Genomic DNA, 20,335 nt, shown 5'->3' on the forward strand with positions numbered 1-20,335 from the left:
TAATCTTTTCTGCGTTATCAATATCTTTGTAATTGATAGCCAGAACCATTTACCTCATGAGATTCAGATCCTTCAGCCTATTTACTTTCTTCCTGCTGTTTTGCCACAATGCATTCGCTCAGCTTAAAAATTCAGATCAGTCTTTTCTAAAGCAGACCTACCAATACAGTGTTAAAGACACACAATCATTGAAACTGGATATTTATAGCAATGAAGAGCTAAAGGTGAAGAAACCTACAATCCTGTTTGTATTTGGAGGCGGATTTTTTACTGGTCACAGGGATGATAAATTTTATATTACCTATTTTAGAAAACTGGTGCAGCATAATTATAAAGTAGTTTCTATTGATTACAGGTTAGGCCTGAAAGGCGTAAAAAAGCTCGGTCCATTACATACAAAACCGCTTCGCAACGCGATAGATACGGCAGTTACTGATTTGTATCAAGCAACGGCCTACCTGATCAATAATGCAGACCGTTTAGGAATAGATAGCTCAAAAATTATCCTGTCAGGTTCCAGTGCCGGTGCGATTACCGTTTTGCAGGCAGACTGGGAAAAGAGAAACCATACTCATCTTACCCTTCCACTACCAGCGCATTTCCAGTACGCAGGAGTAATTTCATTTGCCGGGGCAATACTGAGTTACAGAGGTGCACCTTCTTATAAGGTAGCACCAGCGCCAACCATGTTATTTCATGGCACTGAAGACAAAGTAGTAGTTTATAATAAAATCAGGCTTTTCAATAAAGGTTTTTTCGGTTCTAATTATTTAGCAAAAAGGTTCAAAAAACATAAATATCCCTATTATTATCAGCGCGTAGAAGGAATGGGACATGAAGTTGCCGGTTCACCAATGACGAATAATGTAGAAGATATCCTATGGTTTATTGATAACTATATAATGAAGAAAAAACAGTATCTGATCGAAAGGGACTATAACGATTTGCAGAGAAAAAGGACTTTTAACAAAACAGCTGCAGATTTATATCATTAAACCTGCAGCTGTTTTACATCAGTAATTACTCAAGGACTAAAACATATACCCTACACTGGTCATAAAGTTCCTTGGCATACCTGGAAATAAACGAACATAATCATATCCGCCTATCCAATGTGTTTTATCAAAGATATTATTGAAGTTCACAGCCATTTTAAATTTTTTCACACTGTAAGATAGCGCTGCATTCATCAGGGTATATCCCGGTAGCTGTAAATTTACATTTTGCGTATTACGCTCCGTTACGTAATTAGCACCCAATGCTACGCCTACCCCATTTAGTGATCTGTTGGTAAACACATACTTTGCCCAGATATTTCCCTGCGAGCGTGGTGCATTTGGCATTGTCCTGCCAATTTCGCCGGCAATATTACTATCCGTTATAATCGCTTTATTATAAGAGAAATTTGCCAGTAAACTGAGGTTTGAAGACAGGGTTCCATAAATATCCGTTTCAATACCAGTAGCGCGCTGCTGACCTATCTGACGGAGTATATCACCATCGCCTGATGGCACAAGGATGTTATCCTGTACAATCCTGTAAGCCGCAATATTTACAGCCAGTCGTTTTTCCAATATTTCCATTTTCAGACCACCTTCAATCATTTTCCCCTCCAGCGGGTCGAACGGCCCACCATAAACGTCAGGATTACCTATCCGGGAAGAACCCTGCGGCTGATAACTCTGTGTATAGGTACCATAAAAACTTAGTTCGGGCATTGGTGTATAAACGACTCCAACACGTGGTAAAAGCGCCGATTGTTCTACTTTTTGCTCATTACTCTCCTTCAGATTGATGACATCCACGTAATACTCTTTACGAAGCCCAAGCAGTACCTGCATTTTTCCCCATTTAATTTGATCCTGAACATATACTCCGTTCACGTAATACATGGTAGGAGTAAACTCATTGGCTTCCGGTACATTGAAATATTCGTTGATGTCTGCATAAGCATAATCAGGCTTAGTCAGATCGAAGTGGGGAACATTTGGTACAGGTCTGCCATTTACAATCAGATACCTTTCTTTTCTCAATGGATCGTATGTGTTGATTTTTCCAGTATTCGCAGCATTACGGTATCCTCTGGCATTGTATGCTGAATTGTTATCTTTTGGAAAAACACTTTGTATATAATCATAACCTAATAAGATACGGTGTGAAAGCGGTCCCGTTTCCACGTCATACACACCATAGAGCGTTAAGTTATCAGTATAGTTACGCTGCTTTCTGCGAATTGTACGCATTTCCATTAAAGTTGGAATTGGAATACCAGCTTCGTCAACTGCATAATTATTGGACGTTCTGTGTTCCAATAAATCTTCATTCCACATAAATTTCATATATGAAGCGTTCAGTGAGATCTTGTCTGATACTTTATGCTGAATTGAGATGGTGGAGAACAAGTTAGTTTCATTCAGAAAGTCGTTATCCTTTCCTATAGCAAATGATATTGGAGTAGTATAAAGCGCTTCAGACCCTGAATCTGCAGTTGCCCCAAAGATGGCCTGACCTCTGTCTAATCGACCATTTGTGCGTGCATACACCAATTCGAAGTTCACTTTAGTTTTATCATCAGGAATGAAAGTAAATGAAGGAGCAATAACAATATCTTCAGTTCCCTGCAATAAACGGAAAGAACCTGCTTTCTGATAACCCAGATTCAGCCTGTACAGGAAGGTACCTGAAGTATCAATAGGTCCTGTAAAATCGGCTGCAATCCTTGTTGTATTGTAACTACCAGTTGACAACATTATAGATTTTCTGTTTTCATTTAATGGTTTTTTAGTGATCATATTCACTGTACCACCCGGATCTGTATTTGCAAACAGTGCCGATGCAGGCCCTTTAATTACTTCCATTTTCTCTACATAAGAAAGTAACGAAGAGCTCCATCCATTGGAAATAGTACGTAATCCGTTAATCAATGAGTTGGAAGCACGAAAACCCCTGATCACGATATCATTTTCATAATATGAAAAGGCATTGGCCCCGCTTACGTTTTTAATCAGGTCCAGTGCGCGATATGCCTGCTGGTCTTCAATTACCTCTTTAGTTACGTAACTGATCGCCTGAGGTATATCCTGAAGCCTTGTTTCTGTTTTAGAGCCCGAAAAGGAACCCGATGCTTTATATGACCGTTCCTTTCTACCCGTAATCTCTACATTCTGGAGATGGTTATCATCCGATGCAAGCGTAACATTAAACGATCTAATGTCTTTTTGCACCTCTATAGTTTTGGTTATCCTGCGATAACCAATAAAGCTGAACTGAACAGTATATTTTCCGGGTTTAATTTTCAATGTAAAATGACCTGTATCGTCGGCCGTTGTGCTCAGTTTAAGTTGGGTGATGAAAATTGATGTACCTGGAAGAGGTTTTCCCTCTTCATCGGCAATTACACCTTCGATCATAAATTCGTTTGCTGTCTGAGCATCTGCATTGGCAAGTGGTAATCCTATACATATACAAATGAGGATCAGGATTTCGCTAAAAAGTTTTCTGGTAAAGCGCATATAGTTTTTAATGAGTCTAAATAACATAAAGGCGCAATGATAGGGAAAATAGCCCTAAAAGACAAGATTTAGCGAAATAAGAGGATTTTAGATCTGTAACAATTTCACAGAAAGATCAATAAGAAGAGTGATAAACACGTAAACGGAGAGAGTTGATGGTAAAGAAGCTGAGCTGCGTTGGTCTTTAACTATTCACCGTTATTCCAGTCAGGCAGTACACCATGCACATTGCCGTAGGTTATAAATAATCCATCCTGAACGACTTCAGGATCATCATCATTTTTCCCATCGTCTTTTGTGACATACCAATATACATCAAGAGCCTCGATTCGTTCAGCAGTTAACATAGCTGTCCATCCTGTATCAGTTAGCTTGTTACCAAACTGCTCGCCCTTTAAGATTTGATCCTTTAATCCTATTCCTTCATTAGTGGCGCCTATATAAACCAGCTCAATACGCCCCATTTTCAAGGCATACACGAGATAAACACCAACTTTATCAGCTGGCGCATTACACACGTCAGCCAGATAATCACCCAGGGAAAAGAAAAAGTGTCCATTCTTTTTATATGGATTTAACTCGTCGAACATAACTGCGGTTTTAAGTTCTTAATTTAATAAAAAAATATATAAAATCAGATATAAAAAAAGCCGGTCCCAAAATAATTTGAGACCGGCTTATGCCAGATTTCTTTACTTGAAATTTAAGCTATAACTTCAGCTTCTTCTTTTAATGCAGCAGCTTTAGCTTCTTCTTCAAGGATCAGTTGATCATTGATTTGATTATACATTGCTTTTGCTTCAGGATGTAAAGATAAAATACCATTTACCTGAGCAATTCCACCTTCAGCTATTGTAGCATTTAACTCTTTTACATCTGCAACAGATAAGTTATTGTGTTCAAATTTATCTTTCCAGTATTTCATGAATTTAGCCACACGCTGTGTTTCTATTTCATCAGTAATTGGCTTCAAACTTTTTTTCAAATCCTCTGCTTCGGTATCCCCTTTACCAGATTTCTTTCTAACAATGCTGATGACGTAAAGAACAGCAATGATTCCAACTAATGCGATGATGATGTTTAACACACTAAAATTCATATTTAAATTGTCTTTTATAGGTAGCTAATTGTCTTGATTAAGGCTGCAAAAATAAGTTAATTATTCTGATATGCATACTTTTATGGTTAAGTAAATCGATTTTTTAATTGGATGCAAAAATTAGTACTTCCAGTCAGGATCTGATTTCAGGATCGTCCTTCTTTTCATTCTTTGCCTTGAGCCTTTTTGCATCTTTGAGGCTTTTGTTCAGCATCCACTCTATCTGACCATTCACACTACGAAATTCATCAGCAGCCCACTTCTCTATCGCCTTCATTGTTTCTGAATCAATCCTTAATGCAAATGATTTCTTGTCTGACATATTTATTGGTTTAAAGTCCCGGTATTGATTACAGGTTTAGTTTCACTATCTCCGCACAAAACAACCATCAGGTTGCTGACCATAGCGGCTTTCCTGTCTTCGTCGAATTCAATAATAGCTTTGTCTGCTAAAAGTTTCAGGGCGCTTTCTACCATACCCACAGCACCTTCAACAATTTTATGTCGCGCTGCCACTACAGCTGATGCCTGTTGTCTTCTTAGCATAGAATGCGCAATTTCGGGAGCATAAGCCAGATAAGCAATTCTGGACTCAATCACTTCAATCCCGGCAATCACCAGACGCTCTGCCAGTTCTTTCTCCAGCGCTATATTTACGTCATCAAAATTCGTACTTAAAGTAATTGTGGCTGTTTCATCTTCAAAATGATCATAAGGGAAAGAGCCTGCAAGCTTTCTTACTGCAGAATCCGTCTGAATCTGTATGAAAGAACTATAACTATCTACTTCAAATGCCACCTTGAATGTATCACGCACACGCCATACTAAAATCACACTGATCATAATCGGGTTACCCATTTTGTCATTCACCTTAATCTTCTCACTTTCAAAATTTCTTGCCCGCAGCGAATAAGTAAATCTGCTGTATAAAGGATTTGTCCAGAACAGCCCGTTTTGCTTGATGGTGCCTTTGTATTTCCCGAACAGCAGCAATACTGCAGAACTGTTGGGACTAACAATCACCAATCCCTTAGCGATGATAATAATTACAGGAACACATACAGCAATCAGTATGATCAGCTGATTGACCAAGCCGTAGGCCAAAAGGCCGCCTGCAATTAATAAAAATAAAACTGCTAAATAACCATTAAACGGTACAACTACCTTTTCTGTTTTCATAAGAATCTAATATTTAAATGATATTATTTTGATATCATAAATATAGGTAAGATTATGGTAATTTAAAATAAAAAAAGAGCTTCCGTTTGAAAGCTCTCTGTAGTTATGAATTGGCTAATTACCTCAATCACATGGAAAAGTCAGCGTAAAGCGCGTTTCTTCATCTGTGGAAGTTGCGGTAAGCGTACCACTATGTGCCTTTGCAATTTCTGATGCGATATACAATCCCAAACCCAGTCCCTCTTTGTTTTGCCCCGCTTCACCCCGGTGAAAGGGCTGGAAAAGATTGCCGACTTTGCATTCAGGGATTTTATCTCCGCCATTACTTACGGTTAATGTAAAAACTCCATTCGCAGCAGTGCCATTGATATTTACCGGAAGATCAACGGCTCCATAAGTCATCGCATTTCCAAGCAGGTTAGAAAAGAGCTGGGCAATACGTTTATGATCACAGTTTACTGCACAATCAAAAGAGAAGTTATAATTGATAATTCTGTTCGGCCAGATCATTTGTAATTCTTTGATCACCTGAAGCAGCGGTTTTTCTATTGGCTCGTCTGAAGAGCGGTTGAGTGTAATCCCGTCGCCTAGTCTGCCACGTGCAAAATCCAATACATTCTCTACCAGTCCGGAGATCCTGAATGAGCTATCTTGTATAATCTGCGCTAAACGTGCCTGCCGATCAGTTAGTTTATCACGCAGTAATAATTGCGAACTTGTGCGGATGGCGCCGACCGGGTTACGCAGATCATGTCCTAAAATCGCGATAAACTGATCACGGAATTCAGACGTTTGCTGTTCTTCCAATAATGAAGTTTCCACCACAGCTAAATGTGCAACAGTATTCAGGTGAAATGCAATCATATCTGCATACAGCTTAAACATGGTGATGACTTCCGGTGTATTCAGCTTTGCCGGTTCAGGATCAATTGCACAGAGGGTCCCAAACATGGTCCCGTCTTTGAGAAAAATAGGTATAGAAATATAACTTTGAAAGCCATAAATTTTCGGCGTATGGTGATTGCAATAACGTTCATCAGTCGAAACCTCGTCAATCACCACCAGTTCACGGGATGCTTCTATTTCATAGCATATAGTCGTTTCAATTTCCAGCTCGCCCCCTACAGCCAGTCCAAAATTAATATTATCCTTCACTGCGCAAGCCACCCAACGGTCTTGAGTAACACGGGCAACGGCAGCAAAGCCCATATTAGTTGTTCTGCAAATCACTTCGAGAATGTTATCAACTACAGGGATCTGACCAATTGCATCGATGTCGGCCTGAAAATTAACTGCTGAACTATCTATCATAAGGGGATTATGAATAATTGTACATTTTAGGTGGCAAAGATACAATTTTTTTCATTTTCCAAACCCACTATAACGACTGTTATTTGGAGATTGCGGAGCAGCAGCAACCAGACCATTTACAACTTTCCCAGAGTATGATATACTTATAAATAATCGTTAATATATTCCAGCGCCTTTTCCGTGGCATACACGATGGAATCTTTATACACTACAAAATTATTTTGCCTGGCTTCATCACTAAAACTCTCTTTCGTAAATCTTTTGTTGCTTTTAATCTCACTCAGGTCATACTTAAAAAGATTGCCGAATATATTGGGATGTCTTTTGTACAAGAGCCTTAATACGATCGCAAATTCCAGACTTATTTCATTCACTATTTCAGCATTCTGCTCATTGTATACCTCTACCGGGGCGATAGTTACCAATATTTTTTCAAGTCTTGCTTTCTCTTTACCTAAACTCATAACAGCTGCAATTTAGTGCTTATTTATCTGCGATACTAATGCGTGATAGTAATTGTTGACTGCATCAGGATGATAAGCTAAATACAGATAAGGCTCAATCAGTTCAATCTCCATCAGAACGAAATTTCCGGCGGTCATTACCCCATCGATACGTGCATAAAAAGTATCTTGTCCAAACACATCCAGATACTCCTTTGCTTTTTTTATGAGTTCTGCATCTGGTTCAACAGGATGTATTGTACCGCCAAAAAATTGCTGAACACGGAAGTCGCCCTCTTTAGGTTTTTTTATCAGACAATGGCTGAACTGCCCGTTAAAGAATATAAAAGACCATTCTCCATCTTTTATTTCCTGCATGAAAGGCTGCACAACGTAACTACCTTCCAGCAATAAGTTATTAATTTCATTTGCATAGTCAGCCGTATGACCTTTTAATAAAGCTATCGTATTCTTTGATCCGCCGCTAACACAGGGTTTAACAATAATTTTATCAGCAGATAGTGTTTCAAAAAGCGATTCCAGATCTGGTGTATCAGCCTGCGCAAGAAACGCTGAAGGAATCACGTCAAAACCTGCATCGATAATTTCCTGCAGGTAATGTTTGTCCATATTCCATCTCACTGTCTGGTAAGAATTTAGCAACCTCACACCTGCAGCCTCTACGTGATTTAGCCAGACATTAAATGCATCAAACTTTTCATGGTAATCCCAGGGTGATTTGAGGATAGCCAGGTCATACTGTTGCCAGTCCACTTCAGGATCATCCCAGATCCGGGCTTCAATATCCAGTCCTTTTTCCAGCAGAAACTTCAGAAGGTCGGGATTCTCATCAAAACTTGTGGGAGAGGTATATTTATTTTGATCCTGGTAGATGATATAGGCAATCTTCATGGTATAAAATTTAAAGATTGCAATTTGGTAAAATGTATCAATACCCTACTGATTTATTAATAAATAATATCTCCCGGTTTCATCCAAACCCGACATTTCAAATTTCCAGCCGCAGGACTTATAAAATGATATCGCGTTTTTATTCCTGACCAGGCATTTCAGTCTGACCGGCTGTACCAGTATCTTCACCGCAGCATTTAAGAGTTGCTTTCCTATTCCTTTTTTATGGTAATCGGCTCTGATGTATAAGTGGTGGATAAAGCTTTCCGATAAATAGACGGCTACAAATCCAACCAGTACACCGTCATGTTCAGCAACTAAGATGTGTTCACCTTTAGTATGCGTATCAAAATCTTCCAAGTGATAAGTTGAAGTATCAAGCCAGGTAAAGGTTTGTTTAAGGCAAGTCAGGTAGAGCTGTTGTAATTCATGCCTGTCATTTTTTTCAAAATCCCTGATTTTCAGACCCTGCATAAAACATTTATTCGTTAATACAACTCGTATTCAGAAGATATTCCACTTCATTATCCACCAACCGATAAGGCATATAATACAAAATAGGTTTGAGTCCCGGCATGTTTAGTCGCACAACGATTACTTCTACAGGCTCAGGGTAATCAATATTCGTAATTCTCGCGGCATAAGCAATTGCAGAGCCTTTGATCATCCCTGCACTTTGCTGTTGGTCAAAATCATATTTAATAATATTAATCAGGCCTGTACTCAGCGGAAAGTCATCACCATCAGGAAACAACCTTTGCGTGATCACATTCTCAGCATTTAGATAAACACCAAAGGGATAAAATTCACCCTGTTCAATTAAAATTAAGCGGGCCAGCGACTGACAATAATGGATCAATCCATTTAATTCGTTAGGAATAGAATTCATCAGCCAAAGGTCGGTGTTTTCCAGTTGAATTTTTGCTAAAGCTTCTCTCCGGTTAATAATAAAAATCCATTTCAGGATTGGCCATTCTCAATCAGTTTTTCCGGGAATGAAACCATCCATTTTTGGGATGGCCTTGAAAGCATAAGTGGGGGGAGAAGGATTCGAACCTTCGAAGTCTTGCGACAACAGAGTTACAGTCTGTCCCATTTGGCCACTCTGGTATCCCCCCATTTCCACGAACCTTTATTTCTGCAGGCCATTTAATAACAGGTATTAAATTCCGCGTGGGTCGCAAAAGTAATGATTTTTGCTTCGTATCCAAACAATAGTTCAAAAAGACAGGCGGGTTTCACTTATATTTTTCTGAGCAATATTTATCCACCACGTTATGTAACTGTACACCAGCAGGAAACCCGATATCCTTAAATGCTTTTTGCTTTACTGAATATTTTCCCTTACCTATGCGGAGACCACCACCAATTATATTCATATTTCAATTAATGGAGGGGAAAGACACCAAAACACTCAACATTGACGAATTCGAAACGCTGTTTCGCAGGAACCATCAATTTCTGTGCATGGTGGCTATGCAATACGTTCACGATCAGTTTATCGCGGAAGACATGGTGCAGGACTTTTTTATAGACTTCTGGCAAAGACGTCATATGATTCAACTGACCATAGGTTTTGAAGCTTACGCGCGTAGGGCAGTAAAATACAAATGCATCGACTTCCTGCGTAAAAATGCAGTGGCAGAGAAGAGAAATTCCATGTTTTCTCTTCTGGAAGCGACACAAATGCCAAACGAAGAACCAGATCAGGAAGAGATGAAGCATCAGCGATATATCCGGATTGTTGAATTGATACAACAGCTTCCCGAAAACAGGAAAAACATTTTCATTCTGCACGCAGTAGAGAAATTAAGCTATGCTGATATCGCAAAAAAGCAAAATATTTCCATTAATACTGTAAAAACACAATTGAGCAGAGCATATGCTGCGCTCAGAAACAAAACTATCATCGCTTTTATCGGTTTTCTACTGGCAATCGCCCGTTTTTAAGGCCATTTTAAAAAAATGTACAGATTTATTTGTTTTGCTGTCACCCATTTTCAACATATCTACGACAGTGTGTTGATATGGATGAAAAACTTTTAGAAAAACTGGAAGCGGATGAGCAGTCGCCACAAGACCTCAGTCCCGAAGAACAGTTACTATTGGCAGAACTCCGCACGCTAAGGGATGAGTCTGCCGAGGCCTTAAACGTATACTCCTCTTTTGATACCAGAAAGAAATGGGCTCAATTAAAGGAACAGATTGGTGTTGACGTTATATCCCATCACCATAGTAAAGGTAAGGTGCGTAAACTATGGATCAGCATTTCATCTGCCGCTGCAGCAATTTTAATGATTGCAGGTATCAGTCTTATTTATGTTAAAGATCGGCATAAGCCACAACATCTGGTCAACATCATCAAAAATGATATCGCTCCGGGCAAAAACACCGCAACACTCACATTAGATAATGGCAAAAAAATAGTCTTATCCGCTGCAAATAAAGGGCAGCTGACCCGTGAAGCAGGCATAGTGATCAGTAAAACGGCCGACGGACAAGTCGTTTATAGTGTAGACAATCAGGAATCGGGTCCTGACACGCGTATCCATATGCTATCGACCGCCAAAGGTGAAACTTATCGTCTCCGTCTGCCCGACCAGAGTGAAGTATGGCTGAATGCTTCCTCATCTGTTAAATTTCCTGCTTCATTTGCCTCACAAAAAGTACGTCAGGTAGAACTAACAGGAGAAGCCTACTTTGAAATTGCCAAAGATAAAGCGCATCCTTTTATTGTAAAAACCAACCAGCAGGAAGTTCAGGTATTGGGCACACATTTCAACATCAACAGCTACCCGGATAAAAACAACACGACTACTACCCTGCTCGAAGGAAGTCTGCGTGTATTAAACCATGCGCAACAGGGAGAAATTATCAAACCTGGCGAGCAGTCAGTATCAGACGCCGGTAAAAACATCACTATTTCTCCAGCAAATATTAAAAATGTGATGGCCTGGAAAAACGGTTATTTCCGTTTCAGAAATGAGCCGATTGAGGATATTATGGAAAAAATCATCCGCTGGTATAATATAGACGTCATCTACGAAGGGAAAGTATCCAATGAGAAATTCAGTGGTCATATTTCAAGAAACAAAAATATAAGCGAGGTATTAAATATGCTGAGCTATTCTAATGCTGTTAAATTTAAAGTTGAAGGAAGGAGGGTGACGGTGATGCAATAAAAATCTACCTGAACAAAATCTACCGGAAAATTTTAAAGCTTTGCTCAGAACCACGAGGAACAGCTAAAAAATACATACCAGTCCGACGCCAATCGAACTGGTAAAATAAGGCTGGTAAATCAACAAAATTGTCAACAAACCGCTGAAAGCCGCGATCTCGAAAATACAAGGCTTAAAGCTACAACCGAACTTAACAAATGTACCAAATTTGCACTACACTGGTGCGCTTTTGCAGCGCGCAGTATAACCTATGGAGAGTTATGAAGCTAACCACTCTGCTCCTGCTCGCATTTTTCATGCAAGTCAGTGCCGGAACCTACGCACAGAAAATTACTTTGTCAGCCAAAAACGCTGAACTGTTTACCATTTTTGATCAGATCAGTGACCAGAGCGGCTACGATTTTGTCATTACCAATTCTATACTTAAGCATGCCAGAAAAGTAAATATTCAGGTTAAAAATGCTGAACTGAAGGATGTACTCGATCAGATTTTTAAAGACCAGTCACTTGAGTTCAGTATCAGCAACAAATCAGTACTGGTAAAAAAGAAAGAACCTACCTTCCTGGAAAATATCATCAATCGTTTTCAATCGATCGACGTTACCGGTAAAGTACTGGATGAACAGAACCTGCCTTTACCCGGAGCAACGGTAAAAGTAAAGGATCAGAAAAAGCAGGTATTAACAAATAGTGATGGTGAATTTACGCTGACGGACGTTGATGAAGATGCGGTGTTAGTGGTTTCATTTATTGGTTACCAGACAAGAGAAATCAAAGCCTCGGCAAACCTGGGGAATATCAATCTGACCATTCAAACAGGTCAGCTGGATGAAGTTACTGTTTCAACCGGATACCAAACCCTTTCGAAAGAACGTGTAACAGGATCATTTTCGACCATCTCTGCTAAAAAACTGGAGCAGCAGCGCTTAAGCAGTATGCAATCTTTGCTGGAAGGAAGAATTCCCGGTTATAACAATGGATTGATCAGGGGAACAACTTCTATGCAAGCAAATAAGGAACCGCTATATGTAATTGATGGGTTCCCTGTTGAAAATTCAGCTTTAAACAATAGCAACCAGGTCATCCCGGATATCCCTGGTCTGAATCTTGAAGATATTGAAAGTATTACTGTACTTAAAGATGCTGCGGCAGCTTCTATTTACGGTGCGCGCGCTGCTAATGGCGTAATCGTGATCGTCACCAAAAAAGCAAAAAAAGGAAAGCCACAAATTTCTGCATCTAGCACCTTTACACTTTCACCCTACAGACAATATACAGATAACCTGGCCAATTCAGCAGATATTGTAGGATTAGAACAAGACTGGGCTGCAAATAATCCCAATTTACGCGGTGCTAATGCTACCACCTATGCAGCCAATTTACTACAAAATATGGCCTACCCAAGTCAGGGTATCAATGCGATACTCAGAAATGCCGCCGGTACCCTTTCTCAGGGAGACCTGAATGCGAAATTAAGTCAGCTTGCAGCTGGGGGCTATCAGTACTATGATGATGTGGAAAAATATAGCAAGCGTAGTCCTTTTTACCAGCAATACAACCTTAGTGTAGCTACTGCTACGGAGAAAAATGCACTTTACAGCTCCGTAACCTACAGGAACAATAAAACGCAGGACAAATATGCAGGTGATGAGTCACTTGGCGTGAACATCAACAATACCACCCAAATCAATAAATGGCTAAGTCTGGAACTAAGTACTTATTTGTCATACAGCGACGGCAGCGAGCAGCCTTATACTACACTATCAACAAACAACACGCTCGCTCCAGCCTATGCTTTTTTACCATACGACCGGCTGGTTAATCCGGATGGCAGCAATTTTACATCTACCGCTGCCTCCCGTTTATCAGCCAATACGATGGCTTTAATTAACAATAACGGCTTGTACAGCCAGGATTTTACACCCCTGGATGAACAGGGAATAAACCTTGCAAATACAAAAAGCTTTAACAGCAGGTCTTTTATCAGACTTGGCGCAAAAATTAACAGCTGGTTATCCTACAAATCCAGCTTTCAATACGAATATATTACCAGCCGTTTAAATCAATTATATGATAAAAACTCTTACTATGTTCGCAATAAAGTCAATAGTTTTGCATCAACCAACCCTACTCCTGGCGGTACAGCTGTTTTCAATCTGCCTTATGGAAATATCAATTATAAAGAGAACCAGTTCAGCAACTTATACAACTTTCGTCAGCAAGTAAACGTCGATAAAACATTTGGAGAAAAACACAATATCACAGCCATTGCAGGTACTGAGATCAGAAACAGAAGACTTGATTTTGAAAATCAGACACTCTATAACTTCAATCCCAACACGCTAACCTATAGTCTGATCAACCAGACCTTATTAGGAACATATCCGGGTAACATTCTTGGAGGAGGGAATCTGATAAGCAGAGATGTGGCCAGTATCTACCAAAATACCGAGCGTTTTGTCTCTTTATACGCAAATGCGGGATATTCCTACGATGATAAATATTTATTTACCGGTAGCATTCGCTGGGATAAGTCGAACTTATGGGGTACCAGCTCCAAATATCAGAACTCACCTATCTGGTCGTTAGGTGCTGGCTGGAATATCAGCAGGGAATCTTTTTTTAATGCAGACTGGGTTGATATGCTGAAATTTCGTGTATCACATGGTATAGGTGGCAATGTATATACCAATACTGCACCATTTACGACCTTCAATTTCTATCCAAATAATAACGTAGGTGGTTCTTATGCAAGTGTAGGCAGCAGACCTAACCCTTTATTATCCTGGGAAAAAACAACAACGACTAATGCAGGGCTTGATTTCGCCGTCCTAGGCAACCGTATATCAGGATCCCTGGATTATTACCATAAACAAGGGAAAGATTTATTAGCAAATACACAAGGAGTACCAACAGAAGGCTTCGGCTATTCCACTTATGTGATCAATAACGGAGAGATGCTGAATCAGGGAATTGAACTGGCCTTATCTGGTGATGTGATACGCAGTAAAGACCTGACCTGGAATTTAGGTGTTCAGTATGCCTTTAACAAAAATAAAGTGACTTATGTAAATGTTGAAGCACCGGTTTACTTCCTGCAGCTGGATTACCCGCAGTCATTTCCACGTATCGGAAATCCATACAATGCAATCTACAGCTACCAATGGGCCGGATTGAGTGCAACAGGTTTACCACAGGTGTATGATGAAAAAGGAGCAAAATTTCAGGCCTCTCCCGCCACACTGGAATCAATTGTATACAGCGGTTCTACCGTTCCAAAATATAGCGGATCGGTAAACAGTGCACTTTCTTATAAAAATTTCACCCTGTCCTTCCTGCTGACTTTTGAAGGCGGACATAAAATGAGAAATACATTTTTACCTGTGCTGGGCAGTAGCTATAATGGTGCCCTGCGTGGCTATGCCACACAAATTGCAGCAGTTAACAAAGACATCGTTAACAGATGGAAAAATCCGGGCGACGAGGCGATAACAAATATTCCGAAAGCAGTTTTTGCAGAAGACCCTGCATACAATAGCCAGAGTGCTGATATTTACCGATATGCAGATATCAATGTCCTTGATGCGACCAATGTTCGGTTGAGGAATATATCCCTGGCGTATAAAGTTCCGCAACAATTAGCCAGAAAAGCAGGATTAGAAAATATCCGGTTCCAGTTCAATGTAGAAAATGCCTTTACTATTGCACAAACTAAAACAGCAAAATACCTGCTAAACGGATATCTGACGCCAAATTATGTATGGGGCGTTTACCTGAATTTCTAGGGACCGTAAAATTTTTATGCTGCGATCAGCAGCGAATGACCATTTAAAAAATATACGTGATGAAGAACATATTTTCAAACACCATAAAAATATCAGCACTGGCTGTATTAATGAGCTTCAGCAGCTGCAAAAAATTCATAGACATCCTTCCTGTAGGAGACGGACAAATACCAACCACACTGGCAGATTACGAAGCACTGATACGCGACGAATATGGCAATCACCGCGCAGTAATTACCCAGGCTGTACTTTTGCTAAATGATAAATTTGAAACAGTTGCCAACCTGAATTATTACCCGCTGGATAAAGCCAACTATAATTGGGACGAAACTGCAAACAGAATTGCCTTAAATAATAGTGATGAAACCACTTATTATGCTAACTATTCCGGCATCAATACGAGCAATCTGATTATTGAACATGCAAATGAAACCACAGAAGGAACTCCGGCGCAGAAAGCAGAGTTGATTGGACAGGCAAAAGTGTTAAGAGCTTTGGACTATGACATGCTGGTAAATTATTATGCAGATACTTACGAAGAAGCCAATGCAGCAACTAAATTATCCGTTCCCCTGATTCTCAGTGCCGATATCGGTGCCCCATATACCCAGGTTAGCATCAAAGAATTGTACGACTTCATCTTAAAGGATATTGATGAGGCTATTCCTGCTTTAGGTGCTACCAGTGCTACGGTCTTACATCCTAACCTTGGCTCGGCAAATGCTTTAAAAGCACGTGTACTGCTCCAGATGGGAAGATATTCAGAAGCTTTGGCTGCTGCCAATGAGGCTTTGAAGTATAATGATAAACTGTTCGACTGGCCAGCTTTTTATGCGACTTACAAGACACAAATTGAGGCTCCCGGAATTTATACTAACGCACCTACTCCAATGGGTTTCAACTACGTTGAAAATTATTATTTCCGTCATGGGACGACCAGCAGCCCCGGTCGCGAGTCCGCCATCCGCACTGATCGTGCTCCGCGTTTTGAACAGGGCGATGCCAAATTTGCATCCCGCTGGAAGTTGAGAACAGTAGGTGCAGACACCTATTTTACCAGCATCACGACCGGTTACTTTAATGTAGGGGGCCTGACAACCACTGAAGTATACCTGATTAAAGCAGAATGCCAGGCACGTCTGAACGATGTTCCCGGTGCAATGACTACTTTAAACACCGTGCGTGCTAAACGTATTTTCGCTGCAAACTATACTCCTCTCAGTGCAGCGTCAACAATTGACGCTGTAAAATTGATTCAGCGAACTAAAGGTAATGAACTGATCATGAGCATTGTTCCTTTTGCCGATGCGCGCCGGTTAAATAAAGATCCCAATTACGCCACTCCACTAACTAAAACAGAAAACGGGCAGGCGCTGACGCTTTCGCCAAATTCTCATCTATGGACCATGCCTTTCCCTATGGGCGCATCGAAAAATCCAGGTAATGGAACGATTAAACAAAATGTAGATAAATAAAATCTTAAAATATGAAATTGAAAAGCATACTGCTCCTGATACTACTTATAGTATTTACAGGAACGCTAAGCGCTGCACCCGCACCATTTACTATTACCGGTACTATTAAGGGACTACCCGATGGCACCCAGATCAACTTAGTTCCGGGAGCTACTCATGCCGATGAAAAGCCTGTAGCGAAAGCTACTGTAAACAAAGGAAAGTTTGTAATCAAAGGTACGATTGGTGCTGAACCCCGTCTGTTTTACCTGCGGACAGCAGGTATTCCCGGTGGTACATCCATCATGGTGCAAAGTGCAAAAATCACCCTGACAGCAACGGCTCAATTATCCGGCAATGGAGAAAGTAAATACTATGATTTTACCAACGTTGTGATAAAGGGAAGTAATGCGCATGTATTGTACCTAAAAAAAGTAATGCCGAAAGCAGAGTTAAATACACTGTACCTGGCTAATGAGGAAGCAAATAAAGCGGTTGTGGCAAAAAGAAACGAAGCATATGCCAACAAGGATACAGTACTGGCAAATTCAATTATGCAATCAGCACCATGGAAAAAACTGGAGGCCGACGATAAAGAATTTTTCAGACTTGCTGACGAAAAAATGTATAAAATTATCAGCGATAATAAGGATACTTTTTGGGGTCCGCTACTGGCGCTCGACTTATTCAGTTATTTTACTCCGGAGAATAAAAGCATGTACGCGTCTCTGTCGCCTCAGGCAAAGAATAGCTACTACGGTAAAATCATGGGCGAACTGATTAACCCTAAAGGTTTTAAAGGAACACCAGCACCGGCAATTGACTTAAAAGATGAAACGGGGGTATCTCCACAACTGGCCGTTTTAACAAAGGGGCATAAATATGTGCTGGTAGATTTCTGGGCATCGTGGTGTGTACCCTGCCGTAAATCTATTCCTAACCTGAAAAAAGCTTATGAAGAATTTAAGGATAAAGGTTTCCAGATCGTTAGTATTTCTATTGACAAAAAAGAGGGCGACTGGCTAAAGGCACAAGGTGAAGAAAAACTGCCATGGCCAAGTTTCCTGGATAAAGGAGCTACTGCTAATGCATGGAAAATACAGGCTATCCCTGCTATGTTTTTATTAGATGAAAATGGGAATGTTGTACTGGAAAATATGGGTCTGGAAGAAGTAATCACCAAACTAAAAGCCATTTAATATGTATAATATAATAAGAAAAACACTAGCCATTGTTCCGGTTGCCGCACTGGTATTTTGTGGTGGACAATCACTTGCCCAAAATGGCAAGTATGTACTGAAAGGTAACCTTGCCAGTGCTAAAGGCAAGATTTATCTTGGTCATGAGCTGGAAGGCAAACCCGTTATTATAGATTCTGCCAGCGTTGTTAATGGCACTTTTACATTTAAGGGATCAGTAAAACAACCCGACTTTTATAGTTTAAGCAATAAAAATCTGAAATATCCGATCCAGTTTATCCTGGAAAATTCGGCTATTACTATTACCCAGTCGGCAGACAGCTTGGCCAGACCAGAAATCAAAGGTTCTGCTGCTCAGGATGTATATAAAGGTTTTTATGAAGGCCCCTGGAAAGGAATTACTGCGAAAGCAGGTGACATTTACGGTCGTCTGGACAAGGCAGGGAAATCAGGAAAAATAGATTCAATAACCCGTGCAGGATTTGACAGGGAATTTAGAACCCTGGATACCCTCAATATTGCCGCTGTAAAAGCATATGTGATTCAACATCCTGCTTCTGCAGGATCGGCAGCGATTATATATGAACGTTTTATAGGTTATCCCAATTTCCCTGTGGCAACTGATCTCTTTGCTTTGTTAACAAAAGAGAATCAACAATCAGCGATTGGCAGCCAGATCACCGCAGCTTTGCAAACTGATGCAAAAACGGCTAAAGGAAAAATTGCTCCCGCAATATCAATGGCAGATAAAGACGGCAAAATCGTAAAGCTATCTGATTTTAAAGGCAAATATGTACTCATTGATTTCTGGGCAAGCTGGTGCGGCCCCTGCAGAAAAGAAAATCCCAATGTGGTTGCTGCTTATAAAAAATACCATGATAAGGGATTTGAGATTCTGGGTATATCTCTCGATTCAAAAAAAGATGCCTGGTTAAAAGCAATCGCAGCAGATGGCTTAAGCTGGACGCATGTATCAGAATTACAAGGCTGGTCAAATACCGCAGCAACAGCATACGGAGTGAAGTCCGTACCCGCAAGTTTCCTGCTCGATCCGGAAGGTAAGGTAGTTGGTAAAGATCTGAGAGGAGAAGAATTGAATAAAACTTTAGCAGGCTTATTTAAATAATTGATCTCCGGATGATCTGATCCGGGGTAATTTACGATAATCAACACCTGTAGAAAAATTTCAGTTCAATAGCAAAAGGCATCGTAATGATGCCTTTTGCTATTGAACTGTTTCCATTTCCTTATTTTTCTTTGTATATATCGAACTGCGTGAAAGGCACTTTACCAAAATCTTTTACTGTGTAAGTGGTGGTCTTTCCTTTATCAGGCTCAGTGGCATGATAACTTTCATGTCCGTCTTTATGCAGGTACCAGTTTTTATCTGCTGCTGAATATTTATAGGTAACAAACCTGGTCCACCGCCATGCGCTGCCCCCAAAATGTTCTATTGTGAAGTAGCCCTTTTTTATGGTGATGCCACTGAAAGGATCGCCCATTATACCGCCGCACTTATAGCAATACACTGTGTTTTCACTCCTTGCGGCAAGTTTATAACTTTTATCAGGCTGACCAATTAAAATGAGCAGCGGCCTTTTTTCCGGATGCTCACTATCATCAGTCGTTTCTTCTTCACCTATCTTTTTGAGCACCATGATCACATCCGGATAAGCATCCAGATTCAAATCACCCTTCGTCATATTCAGCGCCTGATACCCTTTAGGCACAAATTTCTTTAGTCCAGCCGGCACCGGCACTTCTTCGGTTTGAATAGTTGAAGGCGAAGTGATATCATTTGCAAATAATGGAGAGATGGAGCCAATCGTAAACATCAGGCCAAGCGCTAAGGGAAGAGATTTCATTGATATAGAATTTTAACAGCTAAATTAAATAGATACAGTAGAAACGAATAAAGCTCCCACATGTTTTATAAAGAAAATATTTATGCAAGAACTAACAGTTTTGTACTTGTTATACAAAACCATTAGCTCTTTTTGTTACCCTTCTCGTCTGGTTAAGTGGTAGTTTTTACAGGGAAAGATTAACAAGGTGTTAATTTAATTAAGTCATTACGAGAAACCTGAAATACTTTCATAAAATAAAAAAGATCCTAAGCCCCGATCTTAGACCAATCTTGTCATATCAGGCGGACGCTTTACTTCAGGGGTAAAGAATAGAATTCATCCAGTGATATCATAGCATTCACACCAAAAGATACATATATCAGGTTAGTCATACCACCACTAATCCAACGTT

At 40.2% G+C, this 20,335-nt stretch carries 18 protein-coding genes and 1 tRNA gene; 7 read left to right on the forward strand and 12 right to left on the reverse strand.

The annotated features are described in order from the left end of the window. Positions 1–56 precede the first annotated feature (56 nt). The gene (locus OQX62_RS22215; RefSeq protein WP_265833861.1) at positions 57–995 is read left to right on the forward strand and encodes an alpha/beta hydrolase; all 939 of its coding nucleotides are present in this window, start codon (positions 57–59) and stop codon (positions 993–995) included. A 36-nt stretch (positions 996–1,031) separates the two neighbouring features. On the opposite strand, the gene OQX62_RS22220 is transcribed toward OQX62_RS22215, so the two are convergent. The 11 genes from OQX62_RS22220 to OQX62_RS22270 form a co-directional block, all read right to left on the reverse strand. Beyond that, on the reverse strand, positions 1,032–3,539 hold the full coding sequence (locus OQX62_RS22220; RefSeq protein ID WP_265833862.1) for a TonB-dependent receptor: 2,508 nt from the start codon (positions 3,537–3,539) through the stop codon (positions 1,032–1,034). 161 nt (positions 3,540–3,700) lie between these two features. Next, positions 3,701–4,102 (reverse strand): hypothetical protein, encoded by a 402-nt coding sequence (locus tag OQX62_RS22225; RefSeq protein WP_265833863.1) that lies wholly within the window; start codon positions 4,100–4,102, stop codon positions 3,701–3,703. 113 nt (positions 4,103–4,215) lie between these two features. After that, positions 4,216–4,599 carry a hypothetical protein gene (locus OQX62_RS22230; protein WP_265833864.1) on the reverse strand — a complete coding sequence of 128 codons (384 nt, stop codon included), beginning with the start codon at positions 4,597–4,599 and terminating at the stop codon, positions 4,216–4,218. Positions 4,600–4,744: 145 nt separating this feature from the next. Beyond that, the gene (locus tag OQX62_RS22235) at positions 4,745–4,933 is read right to left on the reverse strand and encodes an Arc family DNA binding domain-containing protein (protein WP_265833865.1); all 189 of its coding nucleotides are present in this window, start codon (positions 4,931–4,933) and stop codon (positions 4,745–4,747) included. 2 nt (positions 4,934–4,935) lie between these two features. Next, the gene (locus OQX62_RS22240) at positions 4,936–5,790 is read right to left on the reverse strand and encodes an SPFH domain-containing protein (RefSeq protein ID WP_265833866.1); all 855 of its coding nucleotides are present in this window, start codon (positions 5,788–5,790) and stop codon (positions 4,936–4,938) included. A 123-nt stretch (positions 5,791–5,913) separates the two neighbouring features. Then, the gene (locus OQX62_RS22245) at positions 5,914–7,101 is read right to left on the reverse strand and encodes a GAF domain-containing sensor histidine kinase (protein WP_265833867.1); all 1,188 of its coding nucleotides are present in this window, start codon (positions 7,099–7,101) and stop codon (positions 5,914–5,916) included. Between the two features lie 143 nt (positions 7,102–7,244). After that, a complete protein-coding gene (locus tag OQX62_RS22250) occupies positions 7,245–7,565 on the reverse strand; it encodes a hypothetical protein (RefSeq protein WP_265833868.1) in 321 nt (106 codons plus the stop codon). Positions 7,566–7,577: 12 nt separating this feature from the next. After that, entirely contained in the window at positions 7,578–8,456 is an 879-nt protein-coding gene (locus OQX62_RS22255; protein ID WP_265833869.1) for an ATP-grasp domain-containing protein, read from the reverse strand. Between the two features lie 45 nt (positions 8,457–8,501). Then, positions 8,502–8,930 carry a GNAT family N-acetyltransferase gene (locus OQX62_RS22260; protein ID WP_265833870.1) on the reverse strand — a complete coding sequence of 143 codons (429 nt, stop codon included), beginning with the start codon at positions 8,928–8,930 and terminating at the stop codon, positions 8,502–8,504. Between the two features lie 7 nt (positions 8,931–8,937). Continuing rightward, positions 8,938–9,345, reverse strand: coding sequence for a hypothetical protein (locus OQX62_RS22265; RefSeq protein ID WP_265833871.1), 408 nt, complete (start codon positions 9,343–9,345; stop codon positions 8,938–8,940). A gap of 146 nt (positions 9,346–9,491) precedes the next feature. Beyond that, positions 9,492–9,574, reverse strand: a tRNA-Tyr gene (locus tag OQX62_RS22270). 271 nt (positions 9,575–9,845) lie between these two features. Between OQX62_RS22270 and OQX62_RS22275 the strand changes: the two genes are divergently transcribed. From OQX62_RS22275 to OQX62_RS22300, 6 genes are all read left to right on the forward strand, one after another. Continuing rightward, positions 9,846–10,406: an RNA polymerase sigma factor gene (locus tag OQX62_RS22275; protein WP_265833872.1), complete on the forward strand. Its 561-nt coding sequence runs from the start codon at positions 9,846–9,848 to the stop codon at positions 10,404–10,406. Between the two features lie 77 nt (positions 10,407–10,483). Further along, complete coding sequence (locus tag OQX62_RS22280; protein WP_265833873.1) at positions 10,484–11,638, forward strand: FecR family protein; 1,155 nt, start codon at positions 10,484–10,486, stop codon at positions 11,636–11,638. Between the two features lie 260 nt (positions 11,639–11,898). Then, complete coding sequence (locus OQX62_RS22285) at positions 11,899–15,423, forward strand: SusC/RagA family TonB-linked outer membrane protein (RefSeq protein ID WP_265833874.1); 3,525 nt, start codon at positions 11,899–11,901, stop codon at positions 15,421–15,423. 59 nt (positions 15,424–15,482) lie between these two features. After that, positions 15,483–16,898 carry a RagB/SusD family nutrient uptake outer membrane protein gene (locus tag OQX62_RS22290; RefSeq protein ID WP_265833875.1) on the forward strand — a complete coding sequence of 472 codons (1,416 nt, stop codon included), beginning with the start codon at positions 15,483–15,485 and terminating at the stop codon, positions 16,896–16,898. Between the two features lie 11 nt (positions 16,899–16,909). After that, positions 16,910–18,076 (forward strand): redoxin domain-containing protein, encoded by a 1,167-nt coding sequence (locus tag OQX62_RS22295; RefSeq protein WP_265833876.1) that lies wholly within the window; start codon positions 16,910–16,912, stop codon positions 18,074–18,076. A gap of 1 nt (position 18,077) precedes the next feature. After that, the gene (locus OQX62_RS22300; RefSeq protein ID WP_265833877.1) at positions 18,078–19,202 is read left to right on the forward strand and encodes a TlpA disulfide reductase family protein; all 1,125 of its coding nucleotides are present in this window, start codon (positions 18,078–18,080) and stop codon (positions 19,200–19,202) included. Between the two features lie 121 nt (positions 19,203–19,323). Here OQX62_RS22300 and OQX62_RS22305 read toward each other — a convergent pair whose 3' ends face one another. Beyond that, a complete protein-coding gene (locus OQX62_RS22305; RefSeq protein ID WP_265833878.1) occupies positions 19,324–19,941 on the reverse strand; it encodes a hypothetical protein in 618 nt (205 codons plus the stop codon). Positions 19,942–20,335: the final 394 nt, after the last annotated feature.

The sequence above is a fragment of the Pedobacter sp. MR2016-24 genome (assembly GCF_026239655.1).
GTDB lineage: Bacteria > Bacteroidota > Bacteroidia > Sphingobacteriales > Sphingobacteriaceae > Pedobacter.

What these genes read in the sequence shown, in the direction of transcription:
- OQX62_RS22215 (WP_265833861.1), top strand. Translation starts at nt 57, where the DNA reads ATGAGATTCAGATCCTTCAGCCTATTTACTTTCTTCCTGCTGTTTTGC.
- OQX62_RS22220 (WP_265833862.1), bottom strand. Translation starts at nt 3,539, where the DNA reads ATGTTATTTAGACTCATTAAAAACTATATGCGCTTTACCAGAAAACTT.
- OQX62_RS22225 (WP_265833863.1), bottom strand. Translation starts at nt 4,102, where the DNA reads ATGTTCGACGAGTTAAATCCATATAAAAAGAATGGACACTTTTTCTTT.
- OQX62_RS22235 (WP_265833865.1), bottom strand. Translation starts at nt 4,933, where the DNA reads ATGTCAGACAAGAAATCATTTGCATTAAGGATTGATTCAGAAACAATG.
- OQX62_RS22240 (WP_265833866.1), bottom strand. Translation starts at nt 5,790, where the DNA reads ATGAAAACAGAAAAGGTAGTTGTACCGTTTAATGGTTATTTAGCAGTT.
- OQX62_RS22245 (WP_265833867.1), bottom strand. Translation starts at nt 7,101, where the DNA reads ATGATAGATAGTTCAGCAGTTAATTTTCAGGCCGACATCGATGCAATT.
- OQX62_RS22250 (WP_265833868.1), bottom strand. Translation starts at nt 7,565, where the DNA reads ATGAGTTTAGGTAAAGAGAAAGCAAGACTTGAAAAAATATTGGTAACT.
- OQX62_RS22255 (WP_265833869.1), bottom strand. Translation starts at nt 8,456, where the DNA reads ATGAAGATTGCCTATATCATCTACCAGGATCAAAATAAATATACCTCT.
- OQX62_RS22260 (WP_265833870.1), bottom strand. Translation starts at nt 8,930, where the DNA reads ATGCAGGGTCTGAAAATCAGGGATTTTGAAAAAAATGACAGGCATGAA.
- OQX62_RS22265 (WP_265833871.1), bottom strand. Translation starts at nt 9,345, where the DNA reads ATGAATTCTATTCCTAACGAATTAAATGGATTGATCCATTATTGTCAG.
- OQX62_RS22275 (WP_265833872.1), top strand. Translation starts at nt 9,846, where the DNA reads ATGGAGGGGAAAGACACCAAAACACTCAACATTGACGAATTCGAAACG.
- OQX62_RS22280 (WP_265833873.1), top strand. Translation starts at nt 10,484, where the DNA reads ATGGATGAAAAACTTTTAGAAAAACTGGAAGCGGATGAGCAGTCGCCA.
- OQX62_RS22285 (WP_265833874.1), top strand. Translation starts at nt 11,899, where the DNA reads ATGAAGCTAACCACTCTGCTCCTGCTCGCATTTTTCATGCAAGTCAGT.
- OQX62_RS22290 (WP_265833875.1), top strand. Translation starts at nt 15,483, where the DNA reads ATGAAGAACATATTTTCAAACACCATAAAAATATCAGCACTGGCTGTA.
- OQX62_RS22295 (WP_265833876.1), top strand. Translation starts at nt 16,910, where the DNA reads ATGAAATTGAAAAGCATACTGCTCCTGATACTACTTATAGTATTTACA.
- OQX62_RS22300 (WP_265833877.1), top strand. Translation starts at nt 18,078, where the DNA reads ATGTATAATATAATAAGAAAAACACTAGCCATTGTTCCGGTTGCCGCA.
- OQX62_RS22305 (WP_265833878.1), bottom strand. Translation starts at nt 19,941, where the DNA reads ATGAAATCTCTTCCCTTAGCGCTTGGCCTGATGTTTACGATTGGCTCC.